Below are 11,878 nucleotides of genomic sequence, written 5' to 3'. Positions count from 1 at the left end.
CTTCAACGCGCCGCACCCGAGACGCGAAACCGCAGGCGCGGCCTTGATGGGTGGCGGCTAATCAATCAGCCCGGCCAGCCAGTGTGGGTCGAGGCAACGTTGCAATTCCCCGGCGATCTCATCGAGCGCCTGCTCCACGCCTTGACGATAATTCGTCCGCCCGCCCGATAACCCAAAGCTTTCCAGCAGTCGGGTGCGGTAGGCGTCACTGCCGAAGAGCCCGTGCAGGTAGGTGCCCATGATCCGGCCGTCGGCCGAAAGCGCCCCGTCGGGCGCACCGTCGATGATCGCCGAAGGCCTGATACAATCCGGGCCGCCGGTGACGCCGAGATGGATCTGGTAGCCGGCAAGCGGCACGTCATATTCGGTCGAGCGGGCCTGGCTGTTGCGCACGGTCTTCTCCGACGCCATCTCGGTCTCGACGTCGAGCAGCGCCAGCCCCGGCGCCTCGGAGGTTCCGCCCTCGATTCCCAGCGGATCGCGGACCGTGCGTCCGAGCATCTGGTAGCCGCCGCAGATGCCGATCACCCGGCCGCCGCGCCGGACATGCGCCGCAAGATCGCGGTCCCAGCCTTTAATTCTGAGATCGGCGAGGTCCGCTATCGTCGATTTCGAGCCCGGAAGAATGACGAGGCTCGCATCGGCAGGCAGCCGCTCGCCTGAGCGCACGAATACCAACTCGACATCCGCCTCCGCCTTCAGCGGATCGAGATCATCGAAATTGGCAATGCGCGGCAGCATCGGCACGGCAATCTTCAGCGCTCCGGCACCGCCCCTCGCCAGTCGTTCGAGGACGACCGAATCCTCGGCCGGCAGGCGCGCGGCAGCCTGCAGCCACGGCACGACGCCGAAGCAGGGCCAACCGGTGAAACATTCGATGGCGCGGATGCCGTCGTCGAAGAGCGAGACGTCGCCGCGGAACTTGTTGATGAGATAGCCCGCGATCATCGCTCTATCGCCCTCGTCGAGGATCGCCTGCGTACCGACCAGCGAGGCGATGACGCCGCCGCGATCAATATCGCCGACGAGCACGACGGGCACGCCCGCTTTCGTCGCAAAGCCCATATTGGCGATGTCGCCGGCTCTGAGATTGATTTCTGCCGGCGAGCCGGCACCCTCGACGACGACGAGATCGGCGCCGGCAGACACCTTTTCGAAGCTTTCGAGCACGGCGCCGAGCAGTTGCGGCTTCAGCCGCTGATAATCCCGCCCCTTCGCCTGCCCGAACACCCTGCCCTGCACGATGATCTGGCTGCCGCTTTCCGATTGCGGTTTGAGCAGCACCGGGTTCATATGCACCGAAGGCGGCGTGCGGGCGGCGAGCGACTGCAGCCATTGCGCCCGGCCGATCTCGCCGCCGTCATCGGCGACCGCCGCGTTGTTCGACATATTCTGCGGCTTGAATGGCCGCACGGTGAGCCCGGCATTGGCCGCCAGCCGACAGAGACCCGCCACCAACACCGTCTTGCCGACATCCGAGCCGGTTCCCTGCAGCATGATCGCTCTTGCCATGGCGGCCGCCTTTCCCTAGGGCACCGCGCTTCCGAAAATCGATTCAGATTTTTTCGGGCCGATGCACTAGCCGGAGGCCTACAATGGCCGCCGATCCCGGGTCAAGACTTCGGATATTCTCGCGAAAGCGCGAAAACCGCGCAGGCCTTGGCTCTGCGCGGTTTGCCGAAAACTCAGGCGCCTTCGCCCCTACACGGCGAAGCTCGCTTTCTCCGGTACGCACTACCTGAACCGGAGAAGCAGCGGTCGTTGCCGCTACATCCCAACTGATAACGGCACATTCTTACCGGAGAGTTATTGAAGGCTTACGCAAATGTTAATTTTGACTTTTTTTGATCTGCACGGCGGAATTTCCGCCGCCACTGCGCCGGCGTTCCCAGACGGCGTCAATTTTCGATCTGGGGAAATATTAGCTGCGAACTATATTCTTCGAATTCAATAATTTAGTTCCGCAACCACGAGCAGAAGACGGTTGATTTCTCCGAGCGAACGCGTAGGCTTCGACAAAATAAGCCATTGCTAAACATGGTCTGCGACGAGTTGCCGGAGCCGGTGGGACGGCGCCCGTGAACGGGAAACGCCTGTTGCGGGATCGCCCCAGGTGAATCCCGGCAGCACGTTGTCTAAGAAGAATTCGGGGAAGACGATGAAGACGCTTTTGATTTCGGCCGTCTTTGCCGCGGCTCTTTTGAGCGCGATCGTGCCGGCCGAAGCCGCCGAATGCGGCAAAGTATCGATCGCCGAGATGAAATGGGCCTCGGCCGGCATTGCCGCAAACTTCGACAAGTTTATCCTGGAAAACGGCTACGGCTGTTCCGTCACCATCGTCGACGGCGACACCCTTCCGACCTTCGCCTCGATGAATGAGAAAGGCACCCCCGATATCGCATCGGAATACTGGATCAACTCCGTCAGGGCTCTGCTCGATCAGGCCGTCAATACCGGCCGGCTGGTGCAGGGCGCCGAGATACTCGCCGATGGCGCGGTCGAGGGTTGGTTTATCCCAAAATTCATTGCCGACGCCAATCCCGATATTCGCTCGGTCGAGGACGCGCTGAAGCACCCCGAGCTCTTTCCTGCCGAGGATGATCCGTCGAAAGGCGCGGTTTACAACTGTCCCGCCGACTGGAGCTGCCAGATATCGACCACCAACCTCTTCAAGGCCCTGGCCGCCGACAAAAAGGGCTTCGAACTTGTCGAGACCGGCAGTCCCCAGCGGCTCGATGCCTCGATCGCCCGGGCTTTCGACAATAAGATCGGCTGGCTCGGTTATTACTGGGCGCCGACCGCCATCCTCGGCAAGTACGACATGACGCGGCTGAGCTTCGGCGTCAGTCACAACAAGGCCGAATGGGATCGCTGCACTGCGGTTGCCGGCTGCATCAGGCCTGAGCTCAATTCCTATCCGGTCTCGCGCGCCTTCACGCTGATGACCAGGTCTTTCGCCAGCCGCGCCGGACCTGTCACGACCTATCTCAAGACCCGCAAATGGGACAATGAGACGATCAACCAGGTGCTCGCCTGGCAGGATGAAAATCGCGAAAGCAATGAGGATGCCGCTATCTATTTCCTGCGCAATTACGAGAACTTGTGGGTGAAATGGGTGCCCGCCGATGTAGCCGAAAAAGTCAAAGCGAGCCTATAACGGCAGATGGCACCTACCATCGGACGATTCGAATGACAGGCAACGTTCCCTTTCCCGACCGCGATACCGTTGCGGAAAAGCTCGCCGCGCTATCGGAAGCCGATAAATCATATCTGGCTTTGCTCATGGAAAATGCCGCCCAGGACGACAACCTGCTCGACGGCCTGCGGCGCCATCTCGACCTTGCGGCGAAGTCGCATTTCCTGAACTCGCTGAAGCTTGAAAACCTTGGATCATGGCTCGGGACCCAGGCGCCGGATCGCCTGCAGATACGACTGATGGAAACCGCTCGCTCGAGCCAGCATCCCGCCTACCAAGCCTTCCGGACCGGTCTCAGCCGATCCGGCGGCCTCGAAAAGGCATATCCTCCGGTGCCTTGATCCGGCCGCGGATGGCCCGTTCAGCCCGGCAAAGCTGCCGGCCGATTACTTCCTCGCAGCCCTGTCGACCGAGCGACCGGCGTCCTGTGTGGCGTTGACGGCGTTCGCCGTATCTTTCCCCATGCCGCGGATCGTGTTGCCGCAGGAGGAAAGAGCAAGAAGAACCATGAAGGCTGCGGCAATTTTGGCCGTTGTCGTCATTTCGAATATCCTTGTTTGAAATCAACCCCGAACGGCACTCGTGCCATCCGCGCCGATAACGCACAAAGGAACAAAAGGTTCAGCGGGAGAAAGACGTCCTCAGGCGGCGACCGCCTTCGCTCTCTCGGCGAAAGCACTGCGGATGCTGTCGGCCACCGTCTCGATCGGTCCAGACATCTGCGAGGCGGTCAGCAGCCGGATATCGAAGGAGCCGAGCTCCGGCAGCCCTTCCTGCAGCCCGAGGATCGACATGTCCTCGCTGACATAGGAGAGCGGCAGCGGCGCGATGGCGAGATCGGAAAGCACGGCGGCGCGTTGCGCCATCGTGTGGCCGCTGAGATAGGCGACGCGATACGGCCGCTTGTTGCGTTCGAGCTGCGATAGCGCCTCCTGGCGCCAGATGCAGCCGTCCTCCCAGATCGAAATCGGCAGGGGATCGCGCCGATGCGCCGAACCGCACCTTGCGCCGGCCCAGACCAGCCGCTCGCGAAACACCACTTCGCCACCGGTCGGAAACGGCCGCGTCGCGCAGTTGATCAGCGCCAGGTCGAGCCGCTGCTCCTCCATGCGCTTCTTCAGCCCGACGCTCATGTCGATCGTCACGTCGACCATGATGCCGGGATAGCTTTCGGCAAAACTCTTGAGGATCCTCGGCAGCAGCCGCTCGCCGATATCTTCAGGCGCGCCGAGCCTGACGACACCGGTGAGCTCCGGCATGATGAAGCGCGACACCGCCTCGTTCGACAGGGCGAGGATGTTGCGGGCGTAGGAAAGCAGCATCTCGCCGTGGCGTGTCAGCGTCACCGAGCGGGCGTCGCGCAAAAACAGGGTCGCGCCGAGCTGTTCCTCGAGCTTCTTGATCTGCATCGACACTGCTGACGGCGTGCGGAACACCGCTTCGGCGGCAGTGGAAAAATTGCCCGTCTCGGCGATGGCGACGAAGGTACGCAGCACATCGTTGTCAAGCAAAGGAATGGGACGGCGAAAGGGAAGGCTCATCGTCGCATCTTTCAATTTTTCTGATCTTTAACCGCATATCATTTTGTTTGATTGAATGTCAATCGCTCCCCATAGTCAGCGTGTCGCCAACTAGCGCAGCAAAGGAGGCTCGACATGGCGCAATCAAGCACCTGGAATATCCTACAAGCCCTTTCAGCATTCAAGTCGCATCGGCGCAGGGATGCGAACCACGAACATGCGCTGCGGGAGTTGAAGCGATTTCCGTCGCACCTGCTGGCTGATTGCCAGCGTGAAATGGAATTGCCGCCCCTCAACTCGGTCGCTCGACCGAAGCGGGTTCTGAGGATCGTGGAATCGCGTGCATAATGCCGATCTCTGGATGGGATCAGGACACTCAGGTCTTCGGACGACATTGCCGTCGAACTCGGCAACACGGGCCCGGGCCGATGGCCTCACGGCGATCGGCTCATATCCCACCTATCAGCTTGAAAGCTATAATCCACATCGTCGCCGCGACGAGCGTCTCGAGCATCCGCCAGGAGGCTGGCCTGGAGAAGATTGGCCGCAGCCACATTGCGCCATATCCGAGCGCAAAGAAAAACAGGAAGGAGCCGGTCACGGCGCCTGCGGCAAACGAAGCCTGCTGCCCCGGATACCGCGTCGATATCGTACCGAGCAGCACCACCGTGTCGAGGTAGACATGCGGATTGAGCCAGGTCAGCGCGAGGCAGGTCGCAAGCGTACGGCAAAAGCCTGTCGTTTCGGCTTCCGCCGCTGTCAGCACAGCGGACGACCGTAAGGCGGAATAGAGGCTCTTGGCTCCGTACCAGGCCAGAAACGCGGCTCCCCCGTACCGCATGACCGGATCGAGCCAGGGCACGAAGCCGACGATCTGCTGGAGGCTGGTGACGCCGAGCATGATCAGTGCCGCGTCGGATAAGGCGCAGGTGAGGCAGACGGCGAAGACATGTTCATGGCGCAGGCCCTGGCGAAGGATGAAGGCGTTCTGCGCGCCGATCGCCACGATCAGGCTGAGCCCCATCATCAGGCCTGTAACATAAATCGAAAAATTCATCGTTTCAGCAACACGTCTCAGCTTCGATGAAGTTGCGGTATCGCCTGAAATTGGCTTAGTCTAATTAATCTGTCTTATCCCAATTAAGAGAAATTAATCCATGCTCGACTATCCCGCTCTTCGCGCCGTTGCAACCGTCGCCCAGACCGGCAGCTTCGAAAGGGCGGCGACCCTGTTGAACGTGACGCCTTCGGCGGTCTCGCAGCGGGTCAAGCAGCTCGAAGAACGCCTCGGCGTCATCCTGATCGCCAGAGGCACCCCCTGTACCGCAACCGAAAAGGGTGAATGGCTCTGTCGCCACATCGAGAATGTCGGCATGCTCGAGGCCGAGCTTTTCGGGCAGCTGCCGGCTCTTGTCGATCCCGACGAGCCACGCCAAAGGGTCACGCTTCAGATCGCGACCAACGCCGACAGCCTCGGCACATGGTTCGTGGAGGCCATGTCGAATTTCTCCAAAACCTCGTCCTATCTGTTGAATGTCGCCGTCGACGACCAGGATCACACCGCCGAATGGCTGCAGCGAGGACGGGTGATCGCAGCCGTCACCAGCCTGGAGAAGCCGATCCGGGGATGCCGGCGTTTCGCGCTTGGAACTCTCCGTTACAACGCCACCGCGACACCCGATTTTGTCGCCCGCCACTTCCCGGACGGCGTGACGTCGGAGGCGATCCGCAACGCTCCGGCCCTGACCTTCAACCAAAAGGACAGGCTTCAGAGCAACTGGGTAAGGCAGACTTTCGGCCAAGATCTGGACTACCCCACACATTGGCTGCCCTCGCCGCAAAGCTTCGTCGAGGCCACCCTTTCCGGCATGGGATGGGGAATGAATCCGACCCAGCTCACCCGCGAACATTTCGCATCAGGACGGCTGGTCGAGCTTGTTGCCGACACGCCGCTGGACGTCCCACTCTACTGGCAGATAAACCGCCTCGCCGCCGACCGCCTGGCGGAGTTGACGCGCGAAGTCGTCGCCGTGGCGAAGCGCTGTCTTTAATTCCGTCAGGCATGCCTCTTCTTCAGGCTCCACCGCGGCAGAGATACTCTTCGATTGGAGCGATCACACGTAGGCCGTGCGGCTGCCGAGGTTCGACGAAATTCTTCGTACCGATCCGCTCGCTTTGACGAGCTTCTCTAGGAGATGGCGATGATCTCCAGCTCCTGGCCGCTTGTCTCCATCACATCGCCGACAGCCCTCCCCATCAGCAGCTGCGCCACCGGAGAGACGTAGGAAATCGATCCGGCCTTGGGATCTGCTTCGTCTTCGCCGACGAGCCGATAGGTCTGCACGCGTCCGTCGTCGCGGCTGAAAGTGACCGTACTGCCGAAGGCAACCACGTCGGCTGACGTTGGGTCAGGCATGAGTTGGGCCGTGCGAAGTCTGGCCGATAAGTATCGGAGATCACGCAAAGGATTGGCAGCTTGGCGCCGCCGTTCGTTTACGTCTTCGATGGCGCTCGTCGCATCATAGGCCGTGCGCGCCTGTTGAAACTGCAGTTCGAGAGCCTTCAACCCGGCTTGCGTGACGAGGTTCGGATGCAGCGAAATTGCCCGGTCCGGCAACAGGGTTTCCGAAGCGGTTTCGAAACTCTCTTCCTTGGTGAAGGCAACAGCCAATCAATGACTCCATTTTAGACGCTACGCGCTCTTATGGTTAGTGTGGATGGTCCCAGTCCGGAACGATACACCGATGGCCGACAAACCGCCAATCTTGCCCTGTTGCAAACGTCTACGGCCCAGAGGCGCCCCGGGAACGTCCGGGCCGACACCGCGTTTATCTCAACCGGATGCACTGTAGCGCAGGAGGAACGAATGCCCGGCCAGCAGCGAAAGAGCGGCGACACAGTCAGGATCAGACCATGCCTTCATTCCTGACGGAAGCGATGCCGCTGACGCCAAGCTGGTGGGAGATCGCCTTGCGGATCATACTGACGGTGATCGCGGGCGGACTGATTGGCCTCGATCGCGAGCGCGGCGGTCACCCGGCGGGCTTCAGGACTACTATCCTGGTGGCTCTTGCCGCCTGCCTGGCGATGATCCAGGCAAACCTCCTTCTATCGACCTACGGAAAAACCTTTAGTTATTTCACGCAGATGGACGTCCTGCGCTTTCCCCTCGGCGTGCTGACGGGCGTCGGCTTCATCGGCGGCGGCGCGATTCTGAGACGTGGCGACACGATGACCGGCGTCACCACGGCCGCTACCATGTGGTTCATGACCGTCGTCGGTCTCTGCTTCGGCGGTGGCCAGATCCTGACCGGGACGGTGGCGACCGCCGTCGCCTTCATCGTCTTGTCGCCAATGAAGCAGCTGGATATGTGGCTGCGTTGCGAACAGAAGGCAACACTCGTCATTCACAGATCCGAAGCCGACTTGCCGGAATTATCGGAGGTGCTTGGACCGCTAGGTTGCGTTGCGCTGTTCGTTTCTTTTGGACAGACCAGCGAGGGCCGCCCTGGCGTCACGTTCGAACTGCGATGGATGTCCAAAAACCGCGACGCCTCCGCCCGCGCGATTTTCGATGCTGTTTCAGAGTCCTATCATGTCGCAGGATTTTCCATGCATTCGACTTCGACGTAACGAACTCGCAGGCTGTCGCACGATCATTTGGAAACATGCTGGGGTTTGCCCTTTGTCTTGGTCGATGCGAATTCCTCGAGCTGTTTTTCGCTCATGCTTTTTTCCATCTGCTTCGAAGCACCCTTGAGTTCTTTCTTGGGCGTCTCTCCGCGTTTGGCTGAAAGTGCGGCGCCCGCCGCCTTTTGCTGGGCCTTGGATTTGGCTGGCATTTCAATCTCCTCTCGTCCAGACGAGGCATGCCGACATCAATGTTTCCTGAGTTCCTCAGACTTGTGAGCGGCGCACTTCCCCGATTTATCGCTCTCGAACGATATATCGCGGGCTTTCCGCCGACGCCTTCACCATATGGCACTTGATCTTCGTCTGGCTGGTCTGTTTACTGGTCACTCTGTCCTCGGTGCTTCCCTGGCTGGTATCCCAGCTCACTTTGTCGCCCTTCTGCAATTGTCGCGTCATGGCGGCTCCTTGGAGAGGAAGCTGCGACCTGAGCCGCAGCCTGCCACTCCTCAATTGATGGTTGCCCACTGGCTGCGGACATCTCTGGCGTTCTTCGACAGGTGGACATGGGCATCGACGTGATCGACCCAGTCAATCGGGATCAGATGGTGTTTGCCGTCCTCCGAGTCGGACTTCGTCAACTTGATGCGGGTCGGACCATCAAGATGATCCACCGTCCCGACGTGGGTGCCGTCAGCCGTCAGAACTTCCATATGTTCACGGATCTGGTCTGCGGAAATCATCATTTCCTCCTTTGCGTCACTGGCAGTTACCTGTCGCAACGATGGGGAACGGAGTTGGTTCCAAGCCATATCGCCGCATACCGAAGGTGCAGTTGAATGCTTCATCCCCCGTGACAACGAGTGCGGCGACCGGCGAGATAGCAGATCGCGCCGGGAAAATTCCAGTTGGCTGTGGTTCGGCATGTCAGCTCAGTTTGGCTCATTGGAGTGATGGGCAAGGCTGAGCGCTGCGCTAACCGTTTTCCCGCGGCTACCTGGGGCACTCTTCATTACACGATCGACAATTGCTTCTCGGCCTTACCCCAGGAGGACGACGCCAAGATCCTACGTCCCAAACATGGAAAAGACGCTCGGCGATGCCTACACCGAGCCGGCCACCGATGTCCGCGGTTACATCAGCGACGTGAAGGCGCAAGATTGGGCGCGTCCCCGCCCACGACCGCGGTCACAGCACAGGTTCATTGGACGAGAAGCGCGATGCCGGTCGCGCTCAGCGCCACGGTCCAGAGGCGATCAAAGTTGATCCATGCCGAGCGGAGTGCCGCAAGGCCGAGCCATTCGAAGACGGCGATCGCCACCACCGCGACGACGGCCAGCATTGCCGCGCCATGTACGGCAACGGCGGCAAGCGCGATCGGCAGCGAACTCGCGGTCGCAAGATCTCCCGCTCGATCCGCCACGCATAGGCTGAGTACCGCGGGAACCAGCATCAAGCCCGCCCCGTGGCTCGTTGCCATCAGGAAGGACCAGAGGCCAAGGCCTGCCATGCCGGCGCGCATGCCGACCCTCACCCGGGGGCGGTGCCCGTAAAGCACGCCGTAGGCAGCGACGCTGAGAATGAGCAGTGCCGCGACGAGCCTGAAATGGTGCGGCTCTAATACCGCGCCGAATGTGACGACCACCACCAGTGTGAGAGCGGCGGAGATGGCATGACCCACGGCAATTGGAGCAAGCGACAACCAGACGATCCGGCGGCTCTGGCGGTGAAGCCCCAGGGCGACCGCAAAGAGCCAGCCCATCGCCGGATTAATGCCGTGAAAGGCGCCGAGACCGACAATCGAAAGCCATGGCCAGACGGTCGTCATTCGCCCTGAGAAGACCGCACTGTCGCCCCCTCCTCCCTATGGATAACAATAGGAATCGGACGAGCAGTCGCCGCCTTCGAGGCGGACCTGATGCGGGCGGTGACCCTTCGGCCAGTCGACGAAAAAGTTCTCGTCGAAGGCGATGCCGCCACCGTCGCCGACATCGAGTTTGACCATCCATCCGTCGATGCCGTCAGGGTAGAATTGCGGATCGATGGCGCCATAGAGCGAATTGGTGAAATAGATCCGCTTGCCGTCGCGGCTGATCTCCACCATCTGTGGCCCACCGTTCAGCGCTCCGTTTACAGCCTTCGGATGGGAGGTACGCGAAACGATCCCGCCGATCCGCACTCGGCCCGTTTCTTTCGGCGCGAAGGGATCGGAAACGTCATACTGGATCATATCGCCGGTGCCCCAACACGAGACGTAGAGAAAACGGTCGTCCATCGACAGGTCGATGTCAGTGACGAGCGGCGCCACGGCGCTGAACCCCTTGAGTACGGGAGGTAGCAGATCCGGGTCCGCCGGCTCCGCCGGAATCTCGATCACTTTCCTCACAGCCCACCGGTCTCCATCGCGATACCATGTCCAGATCGAGGCCGAGAGGTCCTTGAGGCTGATGACACAGCCGACAAAACCATAGGCCTTGGTCGGATCGTGAGCCGGGCGCAGCTCGAAGACGAGCTGGTGCTCCTCGCCGAAATCGATCTCTTGCAGGTGCTTGCGCTTGTGCAGATCCCAGAAATGCAATCGGCGGCCATATTTCGAGCCGAGCAACACCTCGGGAACCAGCCCGTTCTCGAATGTATCCGGCGTGCCCCATTCGCTGGTGATCATCGTATCGTGACCGAGATGCCACCAGAAATCATAGGCAAGCTTCTGCGGCCCACGATCCATTTCCCACTGCCCGAGCACGTCGAAACTCTGGTGATCCAAGAGGAAGATGCCGCCTGGCGCCTTGCCGTCGCGATCGGCGAGCGCATTGATGTAAATTCCCTCGGGTCCGCAGTGGGTCGTGTGCAACCGGGAATAGTTCGCCTTTTCGGCAATCTCCGAAGGCTCGATCACGCGAATGATCTTCGGATTGCGCGGATCCGGCTTGGTGTCGATGATGTGCAGACGCGAGGACCGCAAGCCCGGCACCACCAGATACCGCCGCTCGACATGCGGATGCGGCGCATTGGGGCAAAGACAGGACGAGCAGGCATTCCAGCCGAAATGGTGAAGCTCGTCGCCAAGGTTCGGCATCTCGACCTGTCCGACAATCTGCGAATAGCTTGAAGACGCCGGGTCGACGTCGACGACGGCGATTGCATCCGGTCGCCTTCGCTCTGGGTCGAACGCTGCAACATAGGCGAGCGTTTCCTTTGGAGCCTTGGCCGCCATGCGCGGTGATGGATAGAAGGAAGGATCGGGTCGCCACGTCGCCATCTCCATTCTCCCTGCTGGTATTCCCCATGCGTGGATCCTGATGCAGGCTCTGTTGATGCGGCAAAAACGCGTCGGAAATACGGCCTATCGGCCTTATTTCTTCGATTGAACGCTTGAAGCGCCTTACCGCCAAAATTGGATATACACGACGATCGTAGCGAGCGCGCTCAGGCCCGAACCGATCGTGCCGCAGTCACAGCGTTCCCTCATACGCTGTATGGTGGGGAGAGCGCGCGACAGGGATTCGGACTGTTGCGAGCAATCCGCGCAAGG

Annotated in this window: 15 protein-coding genes; 5 read left to right on the top strand and 10 right to left on the bottom strand. The window is 60.6% G+C overall.

The window, feature by feature from the left end; genetic code table 11:
- Nucleotides 1-57: 57 nt before the first annotated feature.
- The gene (locus tag HJC00_RS14050) at nucleotides 58-1,512 is read right to left on the bottom strand and encodes a cobyric acid synthase (protein WP_221164215.1); all 1,455 of its coding nucleotides are present in this window, start codon (nucleotides 1,510-1,512) and stop codon (nucleotides 58-60) included.
- A gap of 646 nt (nucleotides 1,513-2,158) precedes the next feature.
- Here HJC00_RS14050 and HJC00_RS14045 point away from each other — a divergent pair.
- Both HJC00_RS14045 and HJC00_RS14040 read left to right on the top strand, forming a co-directional pair.
- Nucleotides 2,159-3,157, top strand: coding sequence for a glycine betaine ABC transporter substrate-binding protein (locus tag HJC00_RS14045; protein ID WP_210630964.1), 999 nt, complete (start codon nucleotides 2,159-2,161; stop codon nucleotides 3,155-3,157).
- A 32-nt stretch (nucleotides 3,158-3,189) separates the two neighbouring features.
- Nucleotides 3,190-3,537, top strand: coding sequence for a hypothetical protein (locus tag HJC00_RS14040; RefSeq protein ID WP_210630963.1), 348 nt, complete (start codon nucleotides 3,190-3,192; stop codon nucleotides 3,535-3,537).
- Between the two features lie 45 nt (nucleotides 3,538-3,582).
- Here the strand turns inward: HJC00_RS14040 and HJC00_RS14035 are convergent, their stop codons facing one another.
- Both HJC00_RS14035 and HJC00_RS14030 read right to left on the bottom strand, forming a co-directional pair.
- Nucleotides 3,583-3,738 (bottom strand): entericidin A/B family lipoprotein, encoded by a 156-nt coding sequence (locus HJC00_RS14035; protein WP_011425752.1) that lies wholly within the window; start codon nucleotides 3,736-3,738, stop codon nucleotides 3,583-3,585.
- Nucleotides 3,739-3,837: 99 nt separating this feature from the next.
- Nucleotides 3,838-4,737 carry a LysR family transcriptional regulator gene (locus HJC00_RS14030; RefSeq protein WP_210630962.1) on the bottom strand — a complete coding sequence of 300 codons (900 nt, stop codon included), beginning with the start codon at nucleotides 4,735-4,737 and terminating at the stop codon, nucleotides 3,838-3,840.
- Between the two features lie 114 nt (nucleotides 4,738-4,851).
- On the opposite strand from HJC00_RS14030, the gene HJC00_RS14025 reads away from it, so the two are divergent.
- Nucleotides 4,852-5,064, top strand: coding sequence for a hypothetical protein (locus HJC00_RS14025; RefSeq protein WP_210630961.1), 213 nt, complete (start codon nucleotides 4,852-4,854; stop codon nucleotides 5,062-5,064).
- A 100-nt stretch (nucleotides 5,065-5,164) separates the two neighbouring features.
- Here HJC00_RS14025 and HJC00_RS14020 read toward each other — a convergent pair whose 3' ends face one another.
- On the bottom strand, nucleotides 5,165-5,773 hold the full coding sequence (locus tag HJC00_RS14020; RefSeq protein ID WP_221153516.1) for a LysE/ArgO family amino acid transporter: 609 nt from the start codon (nucleotides 5,771-5,773) through the stop codon (nucleotides 5,165-5,167).
- Nucleotides 5,774-5,873: 100 nt separating this feature from the next.
- Here HJC00_RS14020 and HJC00_RS14015 point away from each other — a divergent pair, with 100 nt between their 5' ends.
- Complete coding sequence (locus HJC00_RS14015) at nucleotides 5,874-6,767, top strand: LysR family transcriptional regulator ArgP (protein ID WP_221145292.1); 894 nt, start codon at nucleotides 5,874-5,876, stop codon at nucleotides 6,765-6,767.
- Nucleotides 6,768-6,904: 137 nt separating this feature from the next.
- Here HJC00_RS14015 and greA read toward each other — a convergent pair whose 3' ends face one another.
- Nucleotides 6,905-7,387, bottom strand: a complete 483-nt coding sequence (greA, locus tag HJC00_RS14010) for a transcription elongation factor GreA (protein ID WP_221153515.1) — start codon at nucleotides 7,385-7,387, stop codon at nucleotides 6,905-6,907.
- Nucleotides 7,388-7,629: 242 nt separating this feature from the next.
- Between greA and HJC00_RS14005 the strand changes: the two genes are divergently transcribed.
- Nucleotides 7,630-8,349 (top strand): MgtC/SapB family protein, encoded by a 720-nt coding sequence (locus HJC00_RS14005; RefSeq protein ID WP_221164214.1) that lies wholly within the window; start codon nucleotides 7,630-7,632, stop codon nucleotides 8,347-8,349.
- Nucleotides 8,350-8,372: 23 nt separating this feature from the next.
- Here the strand turns inward: HJC00_RS14005 and HJC00_RS14000 are convergent, their stop codons facing one another.
- The 5 genes from HJC00_RS14000 to HJC00_RS13980 all read right to left on the bottom strand — a co-directional run bounded on the left by HJC00_RS14000 (nucleotide 8,373) and on the right by HJC00_RS13980 (nucleotide 11,605).
- Nucleotides 8,373-8,558 (bottom strand): DUF3008 family protein, encoded by a 186-nt coding sequence (locus tag HJC00_RS14000; protein ID WP_210630956.1) that lies wholly within the window; start codon nucleotides 8,556-8,558, stop codon nucleotides 8,373-8,375.
- A gap of 85 nt (nucleotides 8,559-8,643) precedes the next feature.
- Nucleotides 8,644-8,805 (bottom strand): DUF2945 domain-containing protein, encoded by a 162-nt coding sequence (locus HJC00_RS13995; RefSeq protein ID WP_405048788.1) that lies wholly within the window; start codon nucleotides 8,803-8,805, stop codon nucleotides 8,644-8,646.
- A gap of 50 nt (nucleotides 8,806-8,855) precedes the next feature.
- Nucleotides 8,856-9,089: a DUF2171 domain-containing protein gene (locus HJC00_RS13990; RefSeq protein ID WP_210630954.1), complete on the bottom strand. Its 234-nt coding sequence runs from the start codon at nucleotides 9,087-9,089 to the stop codon at nucleotides 8,856-8,858.
- A gap of 458 nt (nucleotides 9,090-9,547) precedes the next feature.
- Complete coding sequence (locus HJC00_RS13985) at nucleotides 9,548-10,174, bottom strand: hypothetical protein (protein ID WP_221164213.1); 627 nt, start codon at nucleotides 10,172-10,174, stop codon at nucleotides 9,548-9,550.
- Between the two features lie 36 nt (nucleotides 10,175-10,210).
- Nucleotides 10,211-11,605 carry a selenium-binding family protein gene (locus tag HJC00_RS13980; RefSeq protein WP_210630952.1) on the bottom strand — a complete coding sequence of 465 codons (1,395 nt, stop codon included), beginning with the start codon at nucleotides 11,603-11,605 and terminating at the stop codon, nucleotides 10,211-10,213.
- Nucleotides 11,606-11,878 lie beyond the last annotated feature (273 nt).

Origin of the sequence: Rhizobium sp. NLR22b (assembly GCF_019685295.1) — a bacterium.
In the GTDB taxonomy this organism is placed as follows: Bacteria; Pseudomonadota; Alphaproteobacteria; order Rhizobiales; family Rhizobiaceae; genus Rhizobium.
Note: the sequence above shows the minus strand (reverse complement) of the source record. Positions and strands in the feature narration are given on the sequence as shown.

What these genes read in the sequence shown, in the direction of transcription:
- HJC00_RS14050 (WP_221164215.1), bottom strand. Translation starts at nt 1,512, where the DNA reads ATGGCAAGAGCGATCATGCTGCAGGGAACCGGCTCGGATGTCGGCAAG.
- HJC00_RS14045 (WP_210630964.1), top strand. Translation starts at nt 2,159, where the DNA reads ATGAAGACGCTTTTGATTTCGGCCGTCTTTGCCGCGGCTCTTTTGAGC.
- HJC00_RS14040 (WP_210630963.1), top strand. Translation starts at nt 3,190, where the DNA reads ATGACAGGCAACGTTCCCTTTCCCGACCGCGATACCGTTGCGGAAAAG.
- HJC00_RS14035 (WP_011425752.1), bottom strand. Translation starts at nt 3,738, where the DNA reads ATGACGACAACGGCCAAAATTGCCGCAGCCTTCATGGTTCTTCTTGCT.
- HJC00_RS14030 (WP_210630962.1), bottom strand. Translation starts at nt 4,737, where the DNA reads ATGAGCCTTCCCTTTCGCCGTCCCATTCCTTTGCTTGACAACGATGTG.
- HJC00_RS14025 (WP_210630961.1), top strand. Translation starts at nt 4,852, where the DNA reads ATGGCGCAATCAAGCACCTGGAATATCCTACAAGCCCTTTCAGCATTC.
- HJC00_RS14020 (WP_221153516.1), bottom strand. Translation starts at nt 5,773, where the DNA reads ATGAATTTTTCGATTTATGTTACAGGCCTGATGATGGGGCTCAGCCTG.
- HJC00_RS14015 (WP_221145292.1), top strand. Translation starts at nt 5,874, where the DNA reads ATGCTCGACTATCCCGCTCTTCGCGCCGTTGCAACCGTCGCCCAGACC.
- HJC00_RS14005 (WP_221164214.1), top strand. Translation starts at nt 7,630, where the DNA reads ATGCCTTCATTCCTGACGGAAGCGATGCCGCTGACGCCAAGCTGGTGG.
- HJC00_RS14000 (WP_210630956.1), bottom strand. Translation starts at nt 8,558, where the DNA reads ATGCCAGCCAAATCCAAGGCCCAGCAAAAGGCGGCGGGCGCCGCACTT.
- HJC00_RS13995 (WP_405048788.1), bottom strand. Translation starts at nt 8,805, where the DNA reads ATGACGCGACAATTGCAGAAGGGCGACAAAGTGAGCTGGGATACCAGC.
- HJC00_RS13990 (WP_210630954.1), bottom strand. Translation starts at nt 9,089, where the DNA reads ATGATTTCCGCAGACCAGATCCGTGAACATATGGAAGTTCTGACGGCT.
- HJC00_RS13985 (WP_221164213.1), bottom strand. Translation starts at nt 10,174, where the DNA reads ATGACGACCGTCTGGCCATGGCTTTCGATTGTCGGTCTCGGCGCCTTT.
- HJC00_RS13980 (WP_210630952.1), bottom strand. Translation starts at nt 11,605, where the DNA reads ATGGCGACGTGGCGACCCGATCCTTCCTTCTATCCATCACCGCGCATG.